This window comes from Pseudoalteromonas sp. C8, assembly GCF_011378685.1.
Classification (GTDB): domain Bacteria; phylum Pseudomonadota; class Gammaproteobacteria; order Enterobacterales; family Alteromonadaceae; genus Pseudoalteromonas; species Pseudoalteromonas arctica.
This window is the reverse complement of sequence record NZ_WTKT01000011.1, coordinates 84,919-109,676: the sequence shown is the minus strand read 5'-3', so window position 1 is coordinate 109,676 and position 24,758 is coordinate 84,919. Positions and strand designations below refer to the sequence as shown.

Here is a 24,758-nt window from a genome sequence, read left to right as displayed (position 1 = left end):
GGAATAAGCATGGCAAAGGTTAATTGGGGAATTATTGGGTGTGGCAATATAGCTCACACCTTTGCTAAAAGCATTGCGTATTGTAATGATGCACAGCTTATTGGCGCGGCTTCAACGAGTATGCAGCGCGCTAAAGAATTTGCCACACCGTACAATATTCAAGGCTATGAGAGCTATCAAGCTCTTATGCAGTGCCCAAATATAGATGCCGTATATATTGCCAATACGCACGATCAACACTTTAAAACTATCGCCCAATGCTTAAAACACAATAAGCACGTGCTAAGCGAAAAACCAATTACCGTTAATGCTAAGCAGTTACAAAGCCTCACTAAGCTTGCCAAGCAACAAAACTGCTTTTTAATGGAAGGCGTTTGGATGCGGTTTTTACCAGCTATAGTAAAATTACAACAGCTCCTAAGTGAAGGTGTTATTGGTAATGTGCACAGTGTTAATGCCAACTTTAGTTTACCTGGCAGCTTTGCCGACACTCACCGATTAATGAACCCTGTTACAGCGGGTGGCGCCCTGCTCGATTTAGGTATTTATCCTATTTCGATTGCTGATGTGGTATTTAATAAAACCCCTGAACACATCAAATCCTTTGTACATAAAAGCACAACCGGCGTTGATGAGCGAAGCACTGCTATAGTTGATTACGGTAACGGGCAATTTGCATCTCTTGCCAGCGCACTGCAGCAAAATGGCCCAACAGAAGCATGTATTAATGGTGAGCTTGGCTATATTCGAATACCTCAGTTTGTAGGTGCAAAAACACTAGAGCTACATATAAGTGGCCAAGACCCTAAATACTTTGAATACAACTTTAGCGACGATGAAAACTTTAAGTTTGAAATTGCACATGTCACGCAGTGTATATTACAAAAACAAACCCAAAGCAGCGTGTTGCCACTAAGTACTAGCTTACGAGTTATAAATATAATGGATACCTTGCGAGCACAATGGCAACTGCAATATAGCAATGCCGTCGAGTCGGCTGAACTGACTAATTAAAAAATAAAAATACACAACAAGGACACACAATGACACACACACTCAAGGCGCTTTCAAAAGCCATATTACTTGCTACGTGCAGTTTATCTGTCAGTGTAGCTGTTGCTGAATCTAATAAACCAGAGCAGCTATATCCGCCAATCACTAGCGAAGTACTCCCAGAACTTGCAGCTAAAGGTGGCTACAATGTAGGTGTGAAAACACTTGATTTAGTTAACCCTGCGCAATTTGACCCCGCTACCCAAGGTCAAAAAGATCGTCCTTTAAAAGTAGAGGTGTGGTATCCGGCTGCAAATACAGCAAAAGCGCCACTTACCAGCTACACAGATGAAACTCGCTCAGGTAAAGAGTTTACTTTGCAAGCCGATGCAATGCGTGATGTCGCCATTAATAATAAAGAGCACTACCCTGTCATTGTGCTTTCGCACGGTTATACCGGTTACCGTACAATTATGTACTACCTTGGCGAGCATTTAGCATCGCACGGTTACATTGTTGTTGCACTTGATCATACTGATTCGACCAATGCCGATGTTGATTTTGAAAACGCACCATTCTCTGGCTTTTTTAGTACGCTTATAAATCGCTCACGCGATCAGCAGTTTGTTATTAATTACTTTAATGAGCAAAACAACTTTGCAAGCAAGCAGGTAGATAACAAAAGCGCAGGCGTAATTGGTTACTCAATGGGTGGCTATGGCGCTGTAAATACGATAGGTGGTTGTTACGCTTTTAATGAGCAAACTACGGCTATGTTTACGGGTATGAAAGACCCTGCTCAAATTGAAAAAGTACAGCAATTACTAAACAGCTGCGCTGGTGGGCAATACCAAAACCCAAAAGTAGACCCACGTATAAAAGCGATGGTGGCCTTTGCCCCATGGGGCGGACAGCACGCTATATTTGATGACAAAGCGATGGAAAAAATTAAAGTACCTTCGCTTTATATAGCCGGTAACCTAGATGACATTTCAGGCTATGAAGGCATTAAAAGTCTTTATGAACAAACAGGCAGCAAAGATAAGTACATGCTTACTTACAAAAATGCACGCCATAATATTGCACCACACCCAGCCCCTGCTATTGCACAAAGCAGCAGTGAGCTAGATATAGGCCATTACTACGAGCCTTCGTGGTCTATGCGCACACTAAACGAAATCAACAAACACTTTGTACTTGCCATGATGGATTGCCACGTAAAAGGCATAGCCAGCGAGTGTAAATACTTAGATTTACCACAAAACGGCGACCAAGCTGTTGTTGATGGTAAGCCGCTGCCACAGTGGCGCGGGTTTGATAATCGCTTTTCTACCGGTATGGATTGGCAACAAGCTAAACCTCACACCAAGTAATAATAAGCTTTAAGCGGCTGTTTTAATCAATAGCCGCGTACGCCCTTAAAATAATGCAAAAATAAAACGCCTTTTATATAAAAGAGTTACCAACAAATATTAGCGTGTTTATTTTTTAATCTGCTATTTTAAGAAAAAACCATTGCCATTAACTTCGGTTAAAGGCAATCTAGTCATATATAAGATAAGATAAATAACACAAATATCATGTCCAAATACATACTCTCAATTGATCAAGGAACCACAAGCTCTCGGGCCATCTTGTTTACAAAAGATGCAGACGTTTTTGGTACAGCACAACAAGAATTTTCGCAGCATTTTCCACAAAATGGTTGGGTAGAACACGACCCTAACGATATTTGGCAAACAGTGCTTAGCACTAGTCGCGAAGTGTTAACTAAAAACGATGTAAAGCCTGAAGAAATTATTGCCATTGGCATCACCAACCAACGCGAAACCACTTTGGTGTGGAACAAAAAAACAGGCAAAACAATTTATAACGCTATTGTATGGCAAGACCGTCGCACCAGTGACTATTGCGAAAGCCTAACAACTGATGAGCTTTGCCAAACAATAAGCGAAAAAACAGGCTTATTGCTCGACCCTTATTTTTCGGCCACTAAAATTCGTTGGATTTTAGATAACGTTGAAGGCGCACGCGAACAAGCCCTTGCAGGTGAGCTCGCCTTCGGTACGGTTGACACTTACCTACTTTGGCAGCTAACAGGCGGCAAAGAGCACCGCACCGATGCAACCAATGCATCGCGCACCATGTTATTTAATATTCACACCCAGCAGTGGGATCAAGAGCTTCTAGAGTTATTCGATATTCCAGAATCTATGCTGCCAGAAGTAATGGATTCAGCTGACGAGTTTGGTTCAACCAGCGCTGATATTTTTGGCGCGCCAATTCGCGTATGTGGTATTGCAGGCGATCAACAAGCTGCGCTTGTTGGCCACGCATGTTTTGAACAAGGCATGGCTAAAAGTACTTACGGTACTGGCTGTTTTTTAATGCTTAACACTGGCGAAAAAGCACTGACCTCAGAAAACCGCTTACTGACCACTGTTGCTTATAGATTAAACGGCAAGCCAACTTACGCCATTGAAGGCAGTATATTTATGGCTGGCGCAACTATGCAGTGGATTGTTGAAGGCTTAAAACTACTTAGCCATGCTGGCGAAAGTGAATCGATGGTCAAAGATGTACCGCTCGATCATGGTGTATTTTTAGTGCCTTCGTTTACGGGTTTAGGTGCTCCTTATTGGGACCCTAATGCACGTGGCGCTATTTTAGGGCTAACACGCGATTCGGGTATTAGCACCATAGTTGCCGCAGCGCTGCAATCAGTTGGTTACCAGACCAAAGATTTACAAAAAGCGATGGAGCGTGATGGTCTTCGCCCAAGTGTGCTTCGTGTAGATGGCGGTATGGTAAAAAATAATTGGGTTATGACCTTTTTATCAAACATTTTAGGCGCAACAGTTGAGCGCCCAACTGTGACCGAAACCACTTCTTTAGGCGTAGCATATTTAGCAGGCTTACAAACAGGTGTGTACGAGTCAACTGAGCAGTTATCTAAAATGTGGACATGCGACCGTCGTTTTGAGCCAACTATGAGCGCCGACGAACGTAACGATTTATATGCAAAATGGCAACACTGCGTTGCTCAAGTATGTTTAACGAATAAAAACTGTCCAGAGTAAGTACTAAGTGGCTAAGCCAATACTTTAGCCACTTCGCCTTTTTAACTTAGCCAATAGCTAGATTTAAAGGGATGCTTTACTGCTTTAAATTGAAAATGGATCAGCGTCAAAATTAACGAATAAAAAACTGGGTTTTCTATTGTCAAATGAAAACAGCAGCTTTATGATGCTTATGTCTTATTTATATTACAAATAAAAAGGTTAGCTCGGTGGAATTAGCAGATAACGAATATGACTTACTAGTCATCGGTGGCGGTGTAAACGGCACTGGAATAGCAGCTGATGCAGCAGGCAGAGGGTTAAAAGTACTCTTGTGCGAACAATCAGACCTTGCCTGTGCAACATCTTCAAACAGTTCTAAGCTGATCCACGGTGGTCTGCGCTACCTTGAGCATTACGAATTTAGATTAGTAAAAGAAGCCCTAGCAGAGCGAGAAGTGCTACTTAAGAACGCACCTCACATTATGTGGCCACTAACCTTTAGATTGCCGCATCAAAAGCATTTACGCCCTGCGTGGATGATTCGCATTGGTTTGTTTATGTATGACAACCTAGCGAAACGCGAAACACTTGCGGGTTCTCGAAGCATTAAATTTGGTGAAAATAGCGTTTTAGAACCCTCTATTACCAAAGGGTTTGAATACTCTGATGGCTGGGTTGACGATTCTCGCTTAGTCGTTTTAAACGCCCTTGCAGCGCAGGAAAAAGGCGCCGTTATTACCACACAAACTAAGTGTGTAAATGCTAAACGTGAGCAAGGTAAATGGCAGGTAACGCTTGAGCAGCAAAAGAGTAAAGCTAAATACACCATTTCTGCCAAAGGCATTGTTAATGCTGCGGGTCCTTGGGTAGCTAAATTATTTGATGAAGCCCTAACAGAAAAATCACCACAAAATATTCGCCTTGTAAAAGGTAGTCACATTGTAGTGCCTCGCATTCACGATGAGAAACAAGCTTATATTTTACAAAATAAAGATCAGCGCATTGTGTTTGTTATTCCGTTTGAAGATGACTTCTCACTTATTGGCACAACCGATGTAGAACACAAAGGTGAAGCACAAGACGTTAAAATTAGTGATGAAGAAATTGATTACTTAATTGATATTACTAATACCTACTTTAAACAACCGATTAAACGCGAAGACATAGTACATACCTTTTCAGGTGTACGCCCATTACTTGATGACGAATCAGTTAATGCACAAGCCGTTACTCGCGATTATAAATTAGAGCTTTCGAGTGATGCTAAGCAAACACCTCTACTGAGTGTGTTTGGTGGAAAAATTACAACTTATCGCAAACTTGCCGAAGCTGCGGTTAATAAGCTTGAAGACTTTTACCCACAAATGAGCAAAGCGTGGACCAAGCATAGCTCGCTCCCTGGTGGTGATTTTAGCTCTGTAGAAGCACTTAAATCAGAGCTAAAAGCAAAATACGAATGGCTACCTGAAATAACACTTAAACGTTTTGTACGCACTTATGGTACTCGTGCTAAACATATATTAGGTAGTGCAACTGGGTTGAGTGATTTAGGCCAAGATTTTGGCCATGGTTTATTTGCAGCAGAAGTAGATTACTTGCTAAATGAAGAGTGGGCAGAAAACGCATACAATATTTTATGGCGCCGCAGCAAATTAGGACTACGTTTTAATGAGGCACAAGTTGCTGCGCTTAATGATTATATTGAGCAAAGCAAAGCGGCTAAAATTGCTTAATAACCGCTAAAGTAATTGGCTGTTATAGTCCTAAAAACTTCCCGTGCAACCCCTTTATAATTTAATTATTATAGAGGGGTTTATTTTTTTGACTCTAAATTAAATAAGTAATTAAAGCCGCTTAGCGTGGCTGTTTTAATATCAAACTCAACACACTTAACACCAATTTGTTTAAGCGCTGTGGTAAAACACTTATTAAGCTGCTTTGTGCCAATCACCACAACTTGTGTATCACTCAATAATTGCCATTCGCTAGCATGGCGAGCTGCTCGTACATCACTGCCAATTAATACACCCGACAAATAGGCTTTAGCTTGTACTGGCGTTAACTCCTTTGAAAGCTGGCGTGTACGCACACTAAAAATACCATGTGCCAAGTTACCGCTATCACTACCTAAAGTTAGCTCACAGCCTTGCTCAAATGCTTTAAAATCAAAATCACCTTCTGCGCAGTCGTTAGGAATTAAAACACTTTGATGACATAACAAATCATATAACTCGCCGGTCATGGCTGTTTTAAAGCAAATGATTTCGCCGTTGTTTATAAGCACCCATTTAGTATGTGTACCAGGTAAACATAATAATATTTTACCTTGTTGATACTCTGGATTTTGTTTTAAAAACCCTAAAATTTGCAGCTCTTCGCCGCGCATTACATCAAATAAGCTATTTTGCAGCGTACACTTTGTGCCAGGTAACGCTTTAATAATATGTCCATCGCAATCAAAGCTAACCGCAGCATTAAGTAGCCCTTCAGGATTAATTGGGCATTCTAAATATGGCGTTTCGTGCCAGCCGATGCTTGAGGTAATTTGCCCTGCAATATATATAGGTAAACTGCCATATTCTTGCTTCCACACTGCAATGGTGTCGATTAGGGTTTGCTCAAAATTTTGATTCGCCTTAACAACGCCAGGGCCATCACGTTGTGCTAATAATTTAAGTGTTGATTGCGCTTGTACTTCGCACAAATAAGCACGTAAATGGCTCGTGCCCCAGTCAACAGCGATAAAAAGAGATGAATTAGCCAAGCTTTAAAGCCTCCCACCGTCGATTTTAATACTCTGCCCGGTGATCATACTGCTTTCATCGGCGGCTAAAAAGAGTGCCAAATTAGCAACATCTTCAGGGGTTACTAATTTTTTAAGCGCCATGGCTTCCATCCACTTAACTTGCTCTTCTTCGGTAAACCAGCTTGCTAGTTGACGGTCGGTGGCCACCCACCCTGGCAAAATAGCGTTAACGCGAATACCAAACTCGCCGTAATCGCGAGCCAATGCCTTAGTCATACCAATTAGCCCTGCTTTTGCGGTTACATAGCCGGCCATTTGTGGCTGGCCCATAATCGCGTTAATAGAGCTAAAATTAATGATACTACCGGCTCCATCGCCTTTCATAAAAGACATAGCAACTTGAGAGGCAAAAAATGCAGGGTTTAAGTTTATTTGTAAGCACTGATCCCAGTCTTGCACTGTAACGTCTTCGCTCGCTTGGCGGCGGTCGTTCGCTACATTATTAACTAATACATTAATGGCACCAAAAGCGGCGCATGCATCCACAAGTGATTGCTGAAGTGCATGAGAGTCAGTTACATCAACTTGCCTATACCATAGTTTTGCATTGGGTAAATCACGAATAAGCGATTGCGCTGCCTTATCATCAATATCTATAAATGCTACTTTTGCATTTTGGTTTACAAAGGATTTAACCATTGCTCTGCCAATGCCTGATGCACCGCCTGTAATAAAAATAACTTTACCAGAAAGACTATGATATTGAGCTAGGGTGTTCAAATTCAACTCTCCATACAGCGCATTTTCAATTTCATTTAAACTCTTTATAAACTTACATTTACAGTATAAAGAGCCAAACTAAGTTGTTATTGCTGTGTTAAAATATTTAGCTAATTAAAAGTTTATATCATATCCTTGAGTACATTAATATGATATATGATATATAATAAAGCAATATATCAACTCGGAATCCTGCGCAATGAAAAGCCAACCCCGTCAAAATTTAACACAACAATTAACCCACGATTTGGGTTTTGCTATTGTGCGTGGTGTTTACCCTGTAAGCGAAGGCCTGCCTTCTGAAGCCGATTTATGTATAAAGTATGATGTAAGTCGCAGCGCTACCCGCGAAGCGGTAAAAATGCTCTCTGCTAAAGGATTAATTTCTTCTCGTCCTAAGCAAGGTATTCGTGTATTACCTGAAAGTAGCTGGAACATGTTTGATACCGACGTACTACGTTGGATTTTAAGCAGCAAGCCATCACTGTCATTATTAAAAGAGTTTACTCAAGTACGCGTTGCCCTTGAACCACAAGCAGCCGCTCTTGCTGCACTAAATGCAACTGCTGAACAACTCGCTGAAATTGATAACGCCTTAGCCCGCATGGCTGAAGCAGACGAAGGCTTGGACGATCCACTAGAAGCTGACATTGCTTTTCATACCAGCATATTAGTTGCCAGTAACAATCGCTTTTTTGTGCAGTTAACTGAGTTTATTAGTACTGCCCTTAGAGTAAGTATTCGTTATACAAACCACATTAAAGGTGTACCGGGCGCAGACGTTGCTAAACACGCTGATATTTTAGAAACCATAAAGTCACGCGATCCTGAACGCGCTAAAAAAGCAGTAGAAACAATTTTAGAAGAAGCACTACAGTTAATTGAATCTAAATTAGTTTAATGTTATTTCAACATATTGTATAAATATTGAGTCCATCGAATTTACTCTTTGCAGTACATTCGATGGACTTTTTTATTGCCTATAAGGCTTAATACCAATCCGCAATAATACTTAATCATTTTGCGGGGCTAAACGTGTCGCTACCTGCGTTAAAAAATTCTCATTTACGACTGCATGGATGCAGAAGGTAGAGCAATGCAGGAGCAATTGCCGAGAACAACTAAATAGCGAATTTTTTGCCTAGCTACCAACACGTTTTTCCGCCCTCAAAATAGATCATTTAATTAAGCGAACTGGTATAAATTACAGGCATTAAAAAATCCGATATCAGTCTCCTGATATCGGATTTTTAATTATTTAAATCAGCTTAATAACTCTGGTTACTAACTGAGATAAAACGCCTTTTACAGGCTAGAATTACAATCCTAATTTCTTCTCAAGATAGTGGATGTTAGTACCACCATTTTGGAAGTTTTCATCTGCAAGAATTCTCTTATGCAAAGGAGTATTAGTTTTAATTCCGTCAATTACTAGCTCGTTAAGTGCATTGCGCGCGCGGGCAATAGCTACATCACGGTTTTCACCGTAAGTAATTAACTTACCAATCATTGAATCGTAATGTGGTGGAACCGTGTAGTCAGCGTAAATATGGCTGTCCCAACGAATACCTAAACCACCTGCTGGATGGAAACGTGTAATTTTACCCGGTGACGGGATAAACGTTTCAGGATCTTCAGCATTAATACGACACTCAATAGCATGACCACGAATAACAACGTCGTCTTGAGTAAATGATAACGGTTGACCCGCTGCAATTTTTAACTGCTCTTTCACTAAATCGATACCAGTAACCATTTCAGTTACAGGGTGTTCAACCTGAATACGTGTATTCATTTCGATGAAGTAAAACTCGCCGTTTTCGTATAAAAACTCAAACGTACCTGCACCGCGGTATCCAATTTCGATACATGCACGTGTACAGCGCTCGCCAATGAATTTACGCGTTTCAGCAGTAATTCCTGGTGCTGGAGCTTCTTCAACTACTTTTTGGTGACGACGTTGCATAGAACAATCACGTTCACCTAAATGTACTGCATTACCTTGGCCGTCTGCTAATACTTGAACTTCGATGTGGCGTGGGTTTTCAAGGAATTTTTCCATGTAAACCATGCTATTACCAAAGAATTGCTTAGCTTCTTGCTGTGTTAATGCAATTGAATCAATAAGTTCAGATTCGCTGCGAACAACACGCATACCACGACCACCACCGCCACCAGCAGCTTTGATGATTACCGGGTAACCGATACGCTTAGCGATTTGCATGTTGCGTTCTTTATCATCTGATACTGGACCGTCAGAGCCAGGAACACATGGAACGCCGGCTTTACGCATTGCTGCGATAGCAGACACTTTATCACCCATAAGGCGAATAGTGTCGCCACGAGGACCGATAAATACAAAACCACTTTGCTCAACTTGGTCGGCAAAATCAGCATTTTCTGCAAGGAAACCGTAACCAGGATGAATCGCTACAGCGTCAGTTATTTCAGCCGCAGCAATAATGCGCGGAATATCTAAATAACTTTCAGTTGCTGATGGTCTACCAATACAGATGGTTTCATCTGCAAGCAATACATGCTTAAGATCGCGATCTGCCGTTGAATGCACAGCAACCGTTTTGATCCCAAGCTCTTTGCAGGCGCGCAATATACGAAGTGCAATTTCACCTCGGTTTGCAATGACTACTTTATCTAACATTAGAGTTGGCCTTTTAGGTTACGCTATTATTCAATGATGAATAGAGGTTGATCAAATTCTATTGGCTCGCCATTTTCAGCTAAGATAGCTCTTACTGTACCGGCTTTATCTGATTCAATTTGGTTCATCATTTTCATAGCTTCGATAATACAAAGTGTATCGCCAACTTTAACTTGCTGACCAACTTCTACATATGCTGGAGCTTCAGGAGACGCAGCAGAGTAAAAAGAACCAACCATTGGTGATTTAACTTGATGACCCGTTGGCTCAGCTGGTGCTGCTTCAACAGCTACAGGAGCCGCTGCAACTGGTGCTGCTGGCGCTGGTGCATATTGCTGTGGAGCAAATTGCGGGTAACCTGGGCCTGCACTCATGTTGTTACGGTTAATACGTACTGATTCTTCACCTTCAGTGATTTCTAGCTCAGCAATACCTGATTCTTCTACTAATTCGATAAGCTTCTTTATCTTGCGAATATCCATTACACGACCCGCCTGTAAGTTGTTTGTGTGTTAATTTAAATTAAATTGCGCTTTGCAACCGGTTAACAGCGGCGTTTAATGCTGCCTGATAACCCATTGCACCTAATCCACATATTACGCCTTGTGCCACATCAGAAAAATACGAATGATGACGAAAGGCTTCACGTGCGTGCACATTACTTAAGTGCACCTCAAAAAACGGAATATCAACACTCAACAGTGCATCACGTAATGCGACGCTAGTATGCGTAAATGCAGCTGGGTTGATAATTATGTAATCAACCGCTTGCCAAGCATCGTGAATTCGTTCGATGAGTGCTTGCTCACTATTACTTTGAAAATGCGTTAACTCAACATCTAGACTATTAGCAGCACTGGTTAGCTCCTCCATAATCTCACTCAGCGTCTGAAAACCGTATTTATCCGGTTCACGTTTACCAAGCATGTTTAAATTTGGACCATTTATAACTAAAAGGTTAAATTTTGCAGCCATAATACGCGATATATCCTATAAGTAATGAGTTAAGCGGTTACTAACTAGTTTTTCACTTTTAAGTAAGCAGAAAAAGCAATGTAGCAACAATTTCTCACGTTAACCAACTATTATAGTGATTTCGACGTAAATAGCAGCAAAATACTGGTCTTATCAGTGTCGTGGGTACAAATATAAGAAGAATTAAGAAGGTGCCACTTAGTCAATTCAAGTGGCACTATTGCACTATTATTGTGCGCTGGCGCGCACAACTGCTAGGTGTTTAGCAAAGTCCTCTGCATTTAAAAAGCCCGTTACGCGCTGCGTACTAAGCTCTTGTCCTTGAGTATTAAAAAACAAAATACTAGGTAAACCAAACACCGTGTACTCTTCCATTAGCTCAATTGTTTTATTATCACTCTCAGTTAAATCAATTTGAATAAGCTGATAGTGGCTAAACTCACTTTGCACTTTGGCATCAGGAAAGGTGTAATGTTCAAACTCTTTACACGCCACACACCAGTCGGCATACAAATCGACCATAACCATTCGACCTTCGTCGTTTGCTTGTGCAACTGCTTCTTTTAGTTCTGCTAAATCAGCAACCTGTTTAAACTCATTATTTTGTGAGCTTACCTGTACTGTTTGTACTTGTACTGGCCAAAAGTAGTTTTTAGTTAACGTAAAGCCTGTAATAACTAATAGAGTTGCAGCAAACCATAATGCAGTTTTTAACTTGCTTTGTGTTTGGCTACTTTGCCAATGATGTAAGTACAGTGCTGTTGCTAATGCAAGCACACCTGCCATTAATAATATAATGTCGGCGCTTACTAGTCGCTCAAGTAATATAAGCGGCACAACGAGCATCACAAAACCAAACAAGGTTTTAACTTGCTCCATCCAACCACCCGCTTTAGGAAGCAATTTACCGCCAGATGTACCAAGTAATAAAAGTGGTAACCCCATACCTAAACTGAGCACGTACAGTGTTAAACCACCTACTAAGTAATCACCACTTTGCGCTACAAATAACAGTGCCGCCGACAATGGCGCAGTAGTACAAGGTGATGCTATTAAGCCCGAAAGTACACCCATTAAAAATACGCCAACGTAGTTGCCGCCTTTTTGGTTGTTACTTACTTGGGTTAGCTTGCTCATCATACTGCTTGGCAGTTTAATTTCGTACCAACCAAACATCGACATAGCCAATAATACAAACAATAAACTAAAGCTGATTAACACAAATGGATGCTGTAAATACCCCTGCACTTGCCCACCAAGCGCAGCAACAACTAAGCCAAGCGCTGCATAGGTAACTGCCATACCTTGTATATATACAAACGACAACGCAAACGCTTTTTTAGTTGAAAGGTTTTGCTGACCCGCAATTAAGCTCGACAAAATAGGAAACATTGGAAATACGCACGGCGTAAAAGCAAGGCCTACACCAACAGCAAAAAATATGAGTAAATTAGTTATTAAGCTCTGACTGGCTAATTGCTCAGTAAAAGTCAGTTCTTTTTCGGTGTCACCTGAGTTTGTTGTAGGTTCAGTCGTTGGATCGTTGAGTGCTGCAAATGTACTTTGCGCTGTTGCCGCTTCATCTGTAGCGCTATTTTGATCTACATTTTTAATCTGTGCGCCACTAATTACACTAAGTGGAATGCTAATCACTTCTGGTGGATAACAAAGCCCCGCTTTTGCACAGCCCTGATAGCGAACTTTAACAACCGCTCCCTCAGTGATATTACTTAACTTACTAACAACGCTCGCGGTATTAAAAAAGACTTCTGTTTTACCAAAAAATTCATCTTCAATAATTTCGCCACTACCCGAGTCACCTACTTGAATGTTTGCGCCCTTGGCAATGATTTCTATTTTCTTTTTATATAAATAATAGTCTGGCGCTATATCCCAACCTACAAACAAGGTGCTGCCTTGCTGATCAAAGTCAAATACAAACGCTTGGTCTACAGGTAAAAAAGTGTGTTGAGGAGGCCCAAGTAGATCACCAAGCACATTATTAGTCGCAGCCTTTACAGGTACGGTTAATAATGTAACCAACAATAAAAAGAAAAAACGCATTAATTCAGTACCTCGTCCATCCAATTAAAATACGCCAAATTTCCCGTAGAAACTTCTAAAACCTGAATCTCTGGCACTTCGTAGCTATGTAACTCTTTTATTGTTAGAAACACATCGTTCATTTTGTCTGATTTCGTTTTTATAAGTAGCTTAGCTTCAGTTGCTTCTGCAACTTCGCCTTCCCACATATAAATAGAGCCCATGTTAGGTAAAATATTTACACAAGCAGCTAGTTTTTTTTCTACCAACGCCCTTGCAAGTGTGCGTGCTTCTGCTTCGTCTTTGCAGGTCGTAAAAATCATTTTAAAATGCGTAGTCATTATGAACCTATACTTATTGGACAGTGTCTATCATCATAGTATCTGATAGCCGATACAATGTGTAGACGCTAAAATATCAGTAAAATGACGATACCTATGCCCTAACCTTGAAAAGAGACCTCGTCACCCTCATTTATATTTCATCAACTCTTTTGAGTGTCATTATTTAGAGAGCGCTATGTTTAGATTTTTATTTGTGTTGTTTATTATCATCCCTATTATCGAAATCGCTTTGCTGATTCAAGTAAGCGACGTGATTGGCGGATTTGCAACAATTGCACTTGTTGTTATTACGGCGATTTTAGGTGCCAAAATGGTTAAAACACAAGGTATGGGGGCGCTGCAAAACGTACAAGCGCAAATGGCGCAAGGGCAAATGCCAGCCAAAGAATTATTTACCGGAATATGCGTTGTAATTGCAGGTGTATTACTCCTTACTCCTGGCATTATGACTGACGTATTTGGGCTACTATTATTAACCCCTGCAATTCGTAACAAATTGGCTGCAGGCCTTGCTAGCCAAGCAACTGTTAGAATGAGCGCAGGCATGCAACAAGGGCCATCGCCGTTTGCTGGGCAGCAACATGCTGAACGAGAGCAAGGGCAAATGGAACGACCAACCACTATTGATGGTGAATATGAGCGAAAAGATTAAAAATTTATCGTTTTTTCTCTTGGAATTTTTCACTCTACCCCCATTAATGAATGCAAATTAGAAAAGCTTTTTTCTGTACTGTTCAGAAACTGTTAGGAGAACTAAAAAACATGAACATTCGTCCTTTACAAGATCGCGTAATCGTTAAACGTCTAGAAGAAGAAACAAAATCTGCTGGCGGTATTGTATTAACTGGCTCTGCAGCTGAAAAATCAACTCGCGGAGAAGTTGTAGCCGTAGGTAATGGTCGCGTTTTAGAAAACGGTGACGTGAGAGCGTTAGAAGTTAAAGCCGGTGACACTGTGTTATTTGGCTCATATGTTGAAAAAGTTGAAAAGATCGAAGGTCAAGAGTACCTGATCATGCGTGAAGATAATATTTTAGGCATTGTAGGCTAAACCTACTTTTCATTTATAAACATTTAAGAATTTAGAGGAATTTAAAACATGGCAGCAAAAGAAGTACTTTTTGCAGGTGACGCACGCGCTAAAATGCTAACTGGCGTAAACATCCTGGCAAACGCAGTAAAAGTTACATTAGGTCCTAAAGGCCGTAACGTTGTACTAGATAAATCATTTGGCTCACCAGTTATCACTAAAGATGGTGTATCTGTAGCAAAAGAAATCGAACTTGAAGACAAGTTTGAGAACATGGGCGCACAAATGGTTAAAGAAGTTGCATCTAAAGCAAATGATGCAGCCGGCGATGGTACAACTACCGCTACAGTACTTGCACAGTCTATTGTTAATGAAGGCCTTAAAGCTGTTGCAGCAGGCATGAACCCAATGGATCTTAAGCGCGGCATCGACAAAGCAGTTATTGCTGCTGTTGCAGAGCTTAAAGCGTTATCTGTTCCTTGTTCTGATACTAAAGCAATTGCACAAGTAGGTACTATTTCAGCTAACTCTGATAAAGAGATTGGCGATATCATTGCACAAGCAATGGAAAAAGTAGGCCGTAACAGTGGTGTTATTACTGTAGAAGAAGGTCAATCACTTGAAAACGAACTAGATGTTGTTGAAGGCATGCAGTTTGACCGTGGTTACTTATCTCCTTACTTTATCAACAGCCCAGAAAAAGGCACTGTTGAGCTAGATAACCCATTTATTCTACTTGTAGATAAAAAAATATCTAACATCCGTGAATTATTACCAACATTAGAAGCGGTTGCTAAAGCAAGTAAACCACTACTAATCATCGCAGAAGACCTTGAAGGCGAAGCACTAGCTACATTAGTAGTTAATAACATGCGCGGTATTGTTAAAGTATCAGCAGTTAAAGCACCTGGTTTTGGCGACCGTCGTAAAGCAATGCTACAAGATATCGCTGTATTAACTGGCGGTACTGTTATTTCTGAAGAAATAGGCTTAGAGCTTGAAAAAGCAACAGTTGAAGACCTAGGTACAGCTAAGCGCGTAATTATCACTAAAGATGATACAACAATCATTGATGGTGCTGGTGAAGAAGCGGGTATTAGCGGCCGTGTTTCACAAATTAAAGCACAAATCGAAGAAGCAACATCAGACTACGATAAAGAGAAACTACAAGAGCGCATGGCTAAATTAGCTGGCGGTGTTGCAGTAATCAAAGTAGGTGCTGCTACTGAAATGGAAATGAAAGAGAAAAAAGACCGCGTTGAAGATGCATTAAATGCAACTCGTGCAGCGGTTGAAGAAGGCGTAGTACCTGGTGGCGGTGTTGCACTTGTACGTGCAGCTAGCAAGCTGGTAGATTTAGTTGGCGACAACGAAGATCAAAACCACGGTATTAAAGTTGCACTTCGTGCAATGGAAGCACCACTTCGTCAAATCGTAACTAACGCTGGCGAAGAAGCATCAGTTGTAATTAACGCAGTTAAAGGCGGCGACGGTAACTTTGGTTACAACGCAGCAACTGGCGAATACAACGACATGATTGAAATGGGTATCCTAGATCCAACTAAAGTAACACGCTCTGCATTACAGTTTGCAGGGTCTATTGCGGGTCTAATGATCACTACTGAAGCAATGGTAGCTGAAATCCCAAAAGATGAAGCTGGTGGCGCTGATATGGGTGGCATGGGCGGAATGGGTGGTATGGGCGGCATGATGTAATCATCCTCTAAACACCTAGCTCAAATAAAAACCCAGCTTCGGCTGGGTTTTTAGCTATTGGGCACAAATAAAGTAAAAGCCACAGGTGTGGCTAATTAATAAAATGACTTCGCGTATCCCTTTGCTTCTTAAATGCATGCCAAGCCATACTCAGAGTTAATTTTATTTATTAAAAATTATTAAGGATATTAAGATGAATAAAAAACCTGAACTAATCATCTCATCACTCGATGCAGATAGATTGTATGACTTAATGGAATCATTGCCTGCAGGTAGCTTTGCTAATAAAGAAGAATTGGAAGCTGAACTGGCACGAGCAACAATAGTCGAACCTAAAGATATGCCATCGTCAGTTGTAACGATGAACTCAACTGTAAACTTTATTGTTGAGTCTTCTAAAGAAGAATTTACGTTAACCTTGGTGTACCCGAAAAACAGTGACTCTAGCGGCGATAAAATATCGATATTATCACCCGTTGGTAGCGCATTACTTGGGCTAAACCAAGGCGACGAAATTGAGTGGCCTAAACCGAGTGGCGGCTTAATAAAGGTAAAAATAAAAGAAGTAACCTATCAACCAGAACGTGCTGGTGAATTACACAGATAAACACTTTATGCACTTAGTACTAAAAATCGATTTAAAGTAGACCCAGCCTCGGCTGGGTTTTGCTTTTTATTATAAAGCAGATTGATATTGTTTAATTTATACCTATAACTAAGTTACATACTGCGGGCATATACCCTGCGTAATCGTTTACTAAATATGATAAAAAGCACATTTATTTAATAGTACGGAGTGATCTAAACATGACTAACGTTCAACAGCATATCGGCAGCATTGCATTAGTTGTTAAGGACTACGACGAGGCAATTGAGTTTTATACTCAAAAGCTTAACTTTGAGTTAGTGGAGGATACTGATTTAGAAGATGGTAAACGCTGGGTGTTAATTTCACCTCCAAATTCAAACGGGGCTAGTTCAAATGGGACTAATTCGAGCAGGACTAATCTACTGCTTGCTAAAGCCACAACACCCGAACAGATCAGCGCTATTGGTAATCAAACGGGTGGTCGCGTGTTTTTATTTTTGCATACCGATGACTTTTGGCGAGATTATAATTTAATGCTTTCTAAAGGCGTTACATTTAACGAAGAGCCTAGAGTAGAACCCTATGGCACCGTAGTGGTTTTTGAAGACTTATATGGTACAAAATGGGATTTACTGCAGCTTAATAATTAGTACGATAAAGTGACGCTTAAACTCACGTCACTTTATTAACTAACTCTCTTACAATTGGGAATAAATCACTGGGTAGCATTCCCCTTTGCCCGTCTCGCTCACTTGCGATATCACCGGCTTTAGCATGCAGTGTTACACCATAGCGTGCTGCTTCATCAATAGTTAAACCTTGAGCAAGTAAGGCACCAATAATACCAGTGAGTACATCGCCACTGCCTCCAACGGCCAGTGCCGGGTTGCCATCTTCACATACCCATGTTTGCTGGGCATTATCTATTAATGTTCCAGCGCCTTTTAATACACAAGTCGCGGTATAGCGCTTGGCGCAAAGGCGAGCATAATTAAAACGATCAGATTCGATTTCGCTGGTGCTAACACTTAGCAGTCGCGAAGCTTCGCCGGGATGTGGAGTAAGTACGCATTGCTCTAACGTGTATGATGAAGCTTTCTTAGCCAGTAAATTAAGAGCATCTGCGTCTATAACCAATGGCATTTTATTGTTTTGGCAATATTGCATTACTTCATCGAATGTTTGTTGTGCCCACTCGTCTTGCCCAAGCCCTGGGCCAATAACAACGCAGCTTGCCCACTCTAGCGCTTGATGTAAGTTATTACTGCTTACCATAAGCTCTGGTCTGCCAATACTAATAGGCGTTATTGAGCTTTCGTGTGTATACACTCTTACCATGCCAGCACCCGTTCTTAGAGCTGCTTCACTACTTAACCTAATTGCACCTGCAGTACCTTGGTTACCACCAACACATAAAAGTTTACCGTGGCTTCCTTTGTGACTATTGATTGCCCGCGTGGCTATTCCTTTAAAGCTATTGATATTAACAAGGGTTCCTGATGATTGAGCGATACAAGTAAACGCATCGCCAATTGCTAAGTCATCAAATACTAACTTACCGCTATATTGTTTACCTGCCGTCGTTGTGAGCCCTTGCTTAATACCCACGAAAGTAACGGTTGAAGTCGCTTGTACTGCGCACCCTAAAGGCTGTCCTGTATTTGCTTCAATGCCTGACGGTATATCAATGCTTATTACGGGCTTATCACTGTTATTTAGAGCTTTAATTATGCCCGCAAAGTTATCACGCACTGTGTTTTTAAGCCCAGTACCAAGGAGCGCATCAATAACGATATCGCACTCATTAAGAGCATCTTTTGTAAAATGAGAAACCACCCCACCCGCTTCTACCCATAGCTGCTGCGCTTTTGCAGCATCACCTTTTAATGTTTTTTCGGGTTCAGCAGCACATACTGTTACATTTTTACCTGATTGCTTGATCAGCCTAGCTACAATGTAACCGTCTCCAGCATTGTTACCATGGCCAACAATGACTAATGTATGCTGTGCATCAAATAGCTGCCATTGCTTATATACAGCCTCTCCTGCTCGCTGCATTAGGGTAAATAAATCGCAATGACTATTTTTAGCCGCTAAAGCTTCGTTGTCTCTTACTTGTTGTGCGGTAAATAAGGTTTTATTAAGCATAAAGGCTCCTTTAATAGGTGATACTTCACCTTATCAAATACTTATATCTAGCGGCTAGTTCTGTTGATAAATTTAAACTGCAATTTTATTTAAAATCTAACTTAGCAAAATACTCCTAAGCCAATTTGGACATGACCAACATGAGCACGACTAACTTGAGCAAGGTGAGCTAATTAAAGTACAATGCAGTTAATTAAAGGCTTGGTTTACTTGTAACCCAAGCCTGTTTATTTTTAGGTAGAGAAAAACATGGCACAAACTCGCGGTAACTTATTTATTTTGTCAGCCCCTTCTGGTGCTGGTAAATCAAGCTTAATCAATGCGTTATTAAAAAAACATGCTGATATGAAAGTATCTGTATCACATACAACTCGCGCCCCTCGCCCAGGTGAAGAAAATGGCGTGCATTATCACTTTGCATCTACAGAAGAATTTAAAGCGCTTATTGCCAAAGATGACTTTTTTGAATGGGCTCAAGTATTCGATAATTACTACGGCACATCAAAGCAGGCTATTGAGTCGCAGCTTGATGCGGGTATTGATGTGTTTTTAGATATTGATTGGCAAGGCGCTCAGCAAGTGCGCAAAATTATGCCAAGCGTACAAACTATTTTTATTCTACCGCCTTCAAAAGAAGAATTAGAACAACGCTTAAATAACCGTGGCCAAGATTCGGCTGAAGTTATTGCCTCTCGTATGGCAAAAGCACAATCTGAGACATCACATTATAACGAATACGACTATGTAATTGTTAATGATGACTTTGAGAGCGCACTTGCCGACATAAAAATGATTGTAATGGCTCAGCGCTTAACACTAAAAGCGCAAGAAGATCGTCATCAAGTTTTACTAAATAGTCTGCTTAAATAATTTAAGCTTACTTAAATTAGGTTTAGGCAAGTAAAACTGATAAAAATTGAACACTGGCTATTGGCGAAAGTGGCTCCTTGGAGTAAACTACGTCTTTGCTTTTAAATTATTTTTGGAGTGCTGTGATGGCCCGCGTAACAGTTGAAGATGCAGTAGATGCAGTTGGTAATCGTTTTGACTTAATTTTAGTTGCGGCTCGTCGTGCCCGCCAAATTGCTGTTGGTGGTAAAACTCCACTAGTAGACCCTGAAAACGATAAGCCAACGGTAGTTGCTTTACGTGAAATTGAATTAGGTTTAGTTGATAGCGCTTCAATGGACTTAATTGACCGTGAAGAACAACAACACCAAGAAGCAGCAGAATTAGCTGCTGTTGCTGCCATTGTTGGTGGCAACCAATAATCGACCTCCCGGTCTGATTTAGCCAACGGCGCAGTATTTCTACTATAGCCGTTGGCAATCCTTTCATTTCATCGTATATTCGTAGCTTACCTAATTTGCTTCACTAGAACATTGGAGTGTGAATGTATCTTTTTGAAGGTCTTAAAAAGAAAATTTCAGAATACTTGCCCGCTGCTGATGTAGAGCTGGTTCAAAAATCTTACGTGGTAGCCCGAGAGGCCCATGAAGGACAAACTCGCTCAAGTGGCGAACCTTACATAACTCATCCAGTAGAAGTAACCCAAATTCTTGCAGGCATGCATCTTGACCATGAAACGCTCATGGCCGCGCTAATGCACGATGTAATTGAAGATACTGATTTTAGCCAACAAGATTTAGCCGAAATTTTTGGCGAAACAGTGGCAGAACTCGTTGAAGGTGTAAGTAAGCTCGATAAACTTAGCTTTAAAGATAAAAAAGAATTCCAAGCTGAAAACTACCGTAAAATGATTATGGCAATGACTCAAGATATTCGAGTTATTTTAATCAAGCTTGCTGATAGAACGCACAATATGCGTACTTTAGGGGCACTGCGCCCAGATAAGCGCCGCAGAATAGCACGTGAAACGCTTGAGATTTACGCGCCAATAGCAAACCGTTTAGGTATCCACGATATTAAAAATGAGCTTGAAGACTTAGGTTTTCAAGCCTTGTATCCTATGCGTCATCGCGCACTTAAATCTGAAGTAGCTAAAGCACGTGGTAATCGCAAAGAAGTTATCACTAATATCCAACATGAAATAGAAGCACGTCTTGAAGAGTCAGGCATTAAAGCGACTGTGTCTGGCCGTGAGAAACATTTATATAGTATTTATAAAAAAATGCTTAATAAAGAACTGCTATTTAACGAAGTTATGGATATTTACGCGTTTAGAATTGCAGTTGATTCTATGGATACGTGTTATCGCGTATTAGGTGTGGCTCATAGTCTTTATAAGCCTATAGAAACACGCTTTAAAGATTATATTGCCGTACCAAAAACTAATGGTTACCAATCGCTTCATACTTCATTAGTTGGCCCACACGGAATACCTGTTGAGATTCAGATTCGTACTCACGATATGGATCAGATGGCCGACAAAGGTGTAGCGGCGCACTGGATGTATAAAAAATCAGGTGATGGTGCAGGTAATACTTCGCAGCAACGTGCTCGCCAATGGATGCAAAGCTTATTAGAACTTCAGCAAAGTGCGGGTTCATCGTTTGAATTTATTGAAAATGTAAAAACTGAGCTATTCCCAGAAGAAATTTACGTATTTACACCTGATGGTCGTATTGTTGAGCTACCAATGGGCGCTACCGCAGTCGATTTTGCGTATGCGGTTCATACTGATGTAGGCAACACTTGTGTAGGCGCTCGCGTTAATCGCAAGCCACATCCTTTAAGTAGGCCGTTAGATACAGGGCAAACCATAGAGATAATAACAAGCTCAGGTGCCCACCCTAATGCAACATGGCTAAACTTTATTGTTACTGGTAAAGCACGCTTAGGTGTTCGTAATTACCTTAGAAGCCAGCATCATGAAGAGGCTATGCTTTTAGGGCGTCGTTTACTTGATTCGGCATTAGGCGAAAACAAACTAGATAGCATTGCTGATGAAAATATAGCGAGAGTACTTGAAGAGCACGAACTAACTACGCTTCTTGAATTACTTGTAGAAATTGGCTCTGGTAACTTAATGAGTATGTTAATTGCCAAGCGCTTATTGCAAAATGACAATGACGATTTAACTGATATAACAAGCCAAGCTAAAGCGACCATTATTGGTACTGAAGGCATGTTAGTGAATTACTCTAAGTGTTGCCGACCTGTACCAGGCGATGCCATTACGGCTCATATAAGCCAAGGTAAGGGCCTGACCGTTCACCGCCAAGAATGTAAAAATATTCGTGGTTGGGAAAATGAGCGCTCTAAATACTTAGTTGTAAAATGGGACGATAACCCAGAAAAAGAATATATTGCAGCTCTGAGAGTTGAAATTATTAACCATCAAGGCGCGTTAGCTAAGCTAACCAATGTTGTCGCTACAACCCAAGCCAATATTGTCGAAATTGCCACCGATGAAAAAGAAAGTAATTTATACGTGATAGATTTAGGGGTTACCGTTAAAAACCGTATCCACGTTGCTAACATTATGCGCCGCATTCGCGTTATGCCTGATGTACAAAAAGTCTATCGTAAAAAATAAAATAGGAAACACATGAATAAAGCATTTATCTCTACCGACAAAGCACCTGCAGCTATTGGCACTTACAGCCAAGCAGTTAAAGTAGGTACCGCTGTTTATTTATCTGGTCAAATTCCATTAGTTCCAGAAACGATGGAAATGATTTCAGAAGATTTTAGCGAGCAAACGCATCAAGTATTTAAAAATATTGCTGCGGTATGTGAAGAAGCAGGCGGAAAAATTCACGATTTAGTTAAAATCAATATTTACCTAACTGATCTATCTAACTTCGCCACTGTAAATGAAGTGATGAGCCAATACTTTAAACAACCTTACCCAGCGAGAGCTGCATTAGGTGTTCGTGCACTACCAAAAGGTGCACAAGTTGAAATAGACGGAATAATGGAATTACCTTCTACCAATTAAGTATTACAGGCTATAGAGCTTCTCTATAGCCTTTATTTTTCGCTCCGCACTTCGTTTTATCTGACTTCTTGACTCAAATGTAAATTTCTAGCAATCTGTAGTTGTGTTTTAAAAAACAAACTTAACTTAAGTAGTAAAAAAGGATTAACTCGTGTTTAAGCTTGCCAACAATGGAAATGTTTTACTTGATGTAAAAGAACATATTCCTCCCAGCGCTGCATTTATTTTAGAGGCTCTCGAAAAGTCAGCTTTTTGCGACTGTAAAATAGATCATGACGCTATTAATGATTTTTTTAAAAACGAAAACACACAACAAACTCTCGTTGTAGCAACAAAACACAATGCCACTTTAAATGTAACAATTAGCGACGATAAAATGCTGGCCATTGGCGAGCTAACGATTGCCCAAGGTGGAAAGTTATTAAGTTTAGAAGATGCAAAAAAACAACTCGTTAAAGCAGGCATTGTGCGTGGGTATAAACAAGCTTTTTTAGAACAGCTGCTGCAAAAACAATCTGAACACTCTGCGGGATCTGTAGTTAAAGGGATATTAGCTAAAGGTAGGCTCCCAAGCGATGGTTTAGCCACTAAACTAATAACAACCGTAGAGACTTTAAAAGACCGCTTAAAAGCGCCCAAGCTCAAAGAAGATGGCAGTGTGGACATGCGCGACTTTGGCAAGCTTGCAAGCGTAGAACCTGGCTCTGTGCTTATTCGCCAGCAACCAGCAACCCCCGGTAAAGAAGGCTTTACCGTAATAGGTGACATACTGCCCGCAAAGCCCGGAGAAAATAAACAATTAGTGGCAGGCGAAGGGACTGAAATATCAAAAATGAATCCGCTTGAGTTAGTCTCTACTATTGCTGGTGTTCCGGTTGAAATTAATAATGGTATGCGTGTCGACGATATTTTTACCATTTCAGATGTAAATGTAAAAAGCGGCCATATTGACTTTCAAGGCAGTGTTATTGTTACTCGCAATATAGACCCTGGGATGAAAGTAACTGCCAAAGGCGATATTACTATATTTGGCACAGTTGAATCAGGTGAGCTTACCGCAGGCGGAAACATCACGGTTAAACAAGGCATTATTGGCCATCAAAAAGTGGATAGTAAGTCACTTTCTTGCAAGCTAATTGCGCTAGGTGATATTCATGTATCTCACTCACAGTATTGTTATCTCGATGCAAATAATATTTTTATTGATCGCCAAACAAGCCATTGTGTAATGAAAGCTAAACGCTTACTGCAAGTAGGCCAACCAGACTTACCTAAAGGTAAAATATTTGGTGGTGAAATACTTGATGCAACAACTCTCATTGCTGGCGAAATAGGGAATGAATCAGGTGCTAAAATGATTATTAATTTAGCAGCTTCTGGTGCTGAAATAACAGCGGATACTGATAATTGCTTTAGAGACTTAGCTAAAACAGATGCACAATTAGATACGCTGCAAGCAGCGCTAGAAAAAACTGATTTAGTGAAGGATGCCGAAAAGAAGAAAATATTAATCACTAAAATTGGCGCTACTCAGAAACATTATTGTGAGCAAGCAGAGAAATTAGAAAAACGTCTTTCAAACTTAGATCATGACTTACACGATTTACTTAGCGACGCTAATTTAACGGTGAATTCTGTTTTGCATTCAGGCGTAGAGATTCATATTTTTGATAAAGTACTTAAAACAATCCGCAATTACCCTCCGTGCAACGTTAAACTTTTAAATAATAAAATTGAAATAGAGTTTAAAACACACTAAAAAATTGAGTG

Annotated in this window: 23 protein-coding genes; 15 read left to right on the top strand and 8 right to left on the bottom strand. The window is 40.6% G+C overall.

The window, feature by feature from the left end:
- Positions 1-9: 9 nt before the first annotated feature.
- From GQR39_RS12340 to glpD, 4 genes are all read left to right on the top strand, one after another.
- On the top strand, positions 10-1,014 hold the full coding sequence (locus tag GQR39_RS12340) for a Gfo/Idh/MocA family oxidoreductase (RefSeq protein ID WP_165735745.1): 1,005 nt from the start codon (positions 10-12) through the stop codon (positions 1,012-1,014).
- A gap of 29 nt (positions 1,015-1,043) precedes the next feature.
- Complete coding sequence (locus tag GQR39_RS12335) at positions 1,044-2,366, top strand: dienelactone hydrolase family protein (protein ID WP_165735744.1); 1,323 nt, start codon at positions 1,044-1,046, stop codon at positions 2,364-2,366.
- Positions 2,367-2,573: 207 nt separating this feature from the next.
- Positions 2,574-4,073, top strand: a complete 1,500-nt coding sequence (glpK, locus tag GQR39_RS12330) for a glycerol kinase GlpK (protein ID WP_033037088.1) — start codon at positions 2,574-2,576, stop codon at positions 4,071-4,073.
- Between the two features lie 209 nt (positions 4,074-4,282).
- Positions 4,283-5,788 carry a glycerol-3-phosphate dehydrogenase gene (gene glpD / locus GQR39_RS12325; RefSeq protein ID WP_165735743.1) on the top strand — a complete coding sequence of 502 codons (1,506 nt, stop codon included), beginning with the start codon at positions 4,283-4,285 and terminating at the stop codon, positions 5,786-5,788.
- 80 nt (positions 5,789-5,868) lie between these two features.
- Here glpD and GQR39_RS12320 read toward each other — a convergent pair whose 3' ends face one another.
- Together GQR39_RS12320 and GQR39_RS12315 are read right to left on the bottom strand one after the other, a co-directional pair.
- Positions 5,869-6,819, bottom strand: a complete 951-nt coding sequence (locus GQR39_RS12320; protein ID WP_165735742.1) for a 2-dehydro-3-deoxygalactonokinase — start codon at positions 6,817-6,819, stop codon at positions 5,869-5,871.
- A 3-nt stretch (positions 6,820-6,822) separates the two neighbouring features.
- Positions 6,823-7,581 (bottom strand): SDR family NAD(P)-dependent oxidoreductase, encoded by a 759-nt coding sequence (locus GQR39_RS12315; RefSeq protein WP_002958845.1) that lies wholly within the window; start codon positions 7,579-7,581, stop codon positions 6,823-6,825.
- Positions 7,582-7,780: 199 nt separating this feature from the next.
- Here GQR39_RS12315 and GQR39_RS12310 point away from each other — a divergent pair, with 199 nt between their 5' ends.
- On the top strand, positions 7,781-8,482 hold the full coding sequence (locus GQR39_RS12310) for a FadR/GntR family transcriptional regulator (protein ID WP_007580047.1): 702 nt from the start codon (positions 7,781-7,783) through the stop codon (positions 8,480-8,482).
- 417 nt (positions 8,483-8,899) lie between these two features.
- On the opposite strand, the gene accC is transcribed toward GQR39_RS12310, so the two are convergent.
- From accC to cutA, 5 genes are all read right to left on the bottom strand, one after another.
- Positions 8,900-10,240 (bottom strand): acetyl-CoA carboxylase biotin carboxylase subunit, encoded by a 1,341-nt coding sequence (accC, locus tag GQR39_RS12305; RefSeq protein WP_007580045.1) that lies wholly within the window; start codon positions 10,238-10,240, stop codon positions 8,900-8,902.
- A 26-nt stretch (positions 10,241-10,266) separates the two neighbouring features.
- A complete protein-coding gene (gene accB / locus GQR39_RS12300) occupies positions 10,267-10,722 on the bottom strand; it encodes an acetyl-CoA carboxylase biotin carboxyl carrier protein (protein WP_024589567.1) in 456 nt (151 codons plus the stop codon).
- Positions 10,723-10,762: 40 nt separating this feature from the next.
- Entirely contained in the window at positions 10,763-11,215 is a 453-nt protein-coding gene (gene aroQ / locus GQR39_RS12295; protein WP_010555029.1) for a type II 3-dehydroquinate dehydratase, read from the bottom strand.
- Between the two features lie 228 nt (positions 11,216-11,443).
- Entirely contained in the window at positions 11,444-13,279 is a 1,836-nt protein-coding gene (locus GQR39_RS12290; RefSeq protein WP_165735741.1) for a protein-disulfide reductase DsbD, read from the bottom strand.
- Positions 13,279-13,599, bottom strand: a complete 321-nt coding sequence (gene cutA / locus GQR39_RS12285; protein WP_007580036.1) for a divalent-cation tolerance protein CutA — start codon at positions 13,597-13,599, stop codon at positions 13,279-13,281. The genes GQR39_RS12290 and cutA overlap by 1 nt, the downstream gene beginning before the upstream one ends.
- A gap of 178 nt (positions 13,600-13,777) precedes the next feature.
- Between cutA and GQR39_RS12280 the strand changes: the two genes are divergently transcribed.
- From GQR39_RS12280 to GQR39_RS12260, 5 genes are all read left to right on the top strand, one after another.
- Positions 13,778-14,254 carry an FxsA family protein gene (locus GQR39_RS12280; RefSeq protein ID WP_007580034.1) on the top strand — a complete coding sequence of 159 codons (477 nt, stop codon included), beginning with the start codon at positions 13,778-13,780 and terminating at the stop codon, positions 14,252-14,254.
- A gap of 110 nt (positions 14,255-14,364) precedes the next feature.
- On the top strand, positions 14,365-14,652 hold the full coding sequence (locus GQR39_RS12275) for a co-chaperone GroES (RefSeq protein WP_007580032.1): 288 nt from the start codon (positions 14,365-14,367) through the stop codon (positions 14,650-14,652).
- Between the two features lie 48 nt (positions 14,653-14,700).
- The gene (groL, locus tag GQR39_RS12270; protein ID WP_007580030.1) at positions 14,701-16,347 is read left to right on the top strand and encodes a chaperonin GroEL; all 1,647 of its coding nucleotides are present in this window, start codon (positions 14,701-14,703) and stop codon (positions 16,345-16,347) included.
- A 193-nt stretch (positions 16,348-16,540) separates the two neighbouring features.
- On the top strand, positions 16,541-16,954 hold the full coding sequence (gene rnk / locus GQR39_RS12265) for a nucleoside diphosphate kinase regulator (RefSeq protein ID WP_010555031.1): 414 nt from the start codon (positions 16,541-16,543) through the stop codon (positions 16,952-16,954).
- Positions 16,955-17,154: 200 nt separating this feature from the next.
- A complete protein-coding gene (locus GQR39_RS12260; RefSeq protein WP_165735740.1) occupies positions 17,155-17,586 on the top strand; it encodes a VOC family protein in 432 nt (143 codons plus the stop codon).
- Positions 17,587-17,608: 22 nt separating this feature from the next.
- Here GQR39_RS12260 and GQR39_RS12255 read toward each other — a convergent pair whose 3' ends face one another.
- A complete protein-coding gene (locus GQR39_RS12255; RefSeq protein WP_165735739.1) occupies positions 17,609-19,084 on the bottom strand; it encodes an NAD(P)H-hydrate dehydratase in 1,476 nt (491 codons plus the stop codon).
- A gap of 249 nt (positions 19,085-19,333) precedes the next feature.
- Here GQR39_RS12255 and gmk point away from each other — a divergent pair, with 249 nt between their 5' ends.
- The 5 genes from gmk to GQR39_RS12230 all read left to right on the top strand — a co-directional run bounded on the left by gmk (position 19,334) and on the right by GQR39_RS12230 (position 24,747).
- A complete protein-coding gene (gene gmk / locus GQR39_RS12250) occupies positions 19,334-19,954 on the top strand; it encodes a guanylate kinase (protein ID WP_165735738.1) in 621 nt (206 codons plus the stop codon).
- Between the two features lie 125 nt (positions 19,955-20,079).
- On the top strand, positions 20,080-20,355 hold the full coding sequence (gene rpoZ / locus GQR39_RS12245; protein WP_007378835.1) for a DNA-directed RNA polymerase subunit omega: 276 nt from the start codon (positions 20,080-20,082) through the stop codon (positions 20,353-20,355).
- A gap of 122 nt (positions 20,356-20,477) precedes the next feature.
- On the top strand, positions 20,478-22,583 hold the full coding sequence (gene spoT, locus GQR39_RS12240) for a bifunctional GTP diphosphokinase/guanosine-3',5'-bis pyrophosphate 3'-pyrophosphohydrolase (RefSeq protein WP_007580016.1): 2,106 nt from the start codon (positions 20,478-20,480) through the stop codon (positions 22,581-22,583).
- 12 nt (positions 22,584-22,595) lie between these two features.
- A complete protein-coding gene (locus GQR39_RS12235; protein WP_007580015.1) occupies positions 22,596-22,988 on the top strand; it encodes a RidA family protein in 393 nt (130 codons plus the stop codon).
- 151 nt (positions 22,989-23,139) lie between these two features.
- Positions 23,140-24,747: a FapA family protein gene (locus tag GQR39_RS12230; protein ID WP_024589558.1), complete on the top strand. Its 1,608-nt coding sequence runs from the start codon at positions 23,140-23,142 to the stop codon at positions 24,745-24,747.
- Positions 24,748-24,758: the final 11 nt, after the last annotated feature.

Coding starts and splice junctions, on each gene's coding strand:
- GQR39_RS12335 (WP_165735744.1), top strand. CDS start 1,044: ATGACACACACACTCAAGGCGCTTTCAAAAGCCATATTACTTGCTACG.
- GQR39_RS12310 (WP_007580047.1), top strand. CDS start 7,781: ATGAAAAGCCAACCCCGTCAAAATTTAACACAACAATTAACCCACGAT.
- GQR39_RS12340 (WP_165735745.1), top strand. CDS start 10: ATGGCAAAGGTTAATTGGGGAATTATTGGGTGTGGCAATATAGCTCAC.
- rnk (WP_010555031.1), top strand. CDS start 16,541: ATGAATAAAAAACCTGAACTAATCATCTCATCACTCGATGCAGATAGA.
- cutA (WP_007580036.1), bottom strand. CDS start 13,599: ATGACTACGCATTTTAAAATGATTTTTACGACCTGCAAAGACGAAGCA.
- GQR39_RS12280 (WP_007580034.1), top strand. CDS start 13,778: ATGTTTAGATTTTTATTTGTGTTGTTTATTATCATCCCTATTATCGAA.
- glpK (WP_033037088.1), top strand. CDS start 2,574: ATGTCCAAATACATACTCTCAATTGATCAAGGAACCACAAGCTCTCGG.
- gmk (WP_165735738.1), top strand. CDS start 19,334: ATGGCACAAACTCGCGGTAACTTATTTATTTTGTCAGCCCCTTCTGGT.
- aroQ (WP_010555029.1), bottom strand. CDS start 11,215: ATGGCTGCAAAATTTAACCTTTTAGTTATAAATGGTCCAAATTTAAAC.
- GQR39_RS12260 (WP_165735740.1), top strand. CDS start 17,155: ATGACTAACGTTCAACAGCATATCGGCAGCATTGCATTAGTTGTTAAG.
- GQR39_RS12255 (WP_165735739.1), bottom strand. CDS start 19,084: ATGCTTAATAAAACCTTATTTACCGCACAACAAGTAAGAGACAACGAA.
- accC (WP_007580045.1), bottom strand. CDS start 10,240: ATGTTAGATAAAGTAGTCATTGCAAACCGAGGTGAAATTGCACTTCGT.
- GQR39_RS12235 (WP_007580015.1), top strand. CDS start 22,596: ATGAATAAAGCATTTATCTCTACCGACAAAGCACCTGCAGCTATTGGC.
- spoT (WP_007580016.1), top strand. CDS start 20,478: ATGTATCTTTTTGAAGGTCTTAAAAAGAAAATTTCAGAATACTTGCCC.
- rpoZ (WP_007378835.1), top strand. CDS start 20,080: ATGGCCCGCGTAACAGTTGAAGATGCAGTAGATGCAGTTGGTAATCGT.
- accB (WP_024589567.1), bottom strand. CDS start 10,722: ATGGATATTCGCAAGATAAAGAAGCTTATCGAATTAGTAGAAGAATCA.
- GQR39_RS12275 (WP_007580032.1), top strand. CDS start 14,365: ATGAACATTCGTCCTTTACAAGATCGCGTAATCGTTAAACGTCTAGAA.
- groL (WP_007580030.1), top strand. CDS start 14,701: ATGGCAGCAAAAGAAGTACTTTTTGCAGGTGACGCACGCGCTAAAATG.
- GQR39_RS12290 (WP_165735741.1), bottom strand. CDS start 13,279: ATGCGTTTTTTCTTTTTATTGTTGGTTACATTATTAACCGTACCTGTA.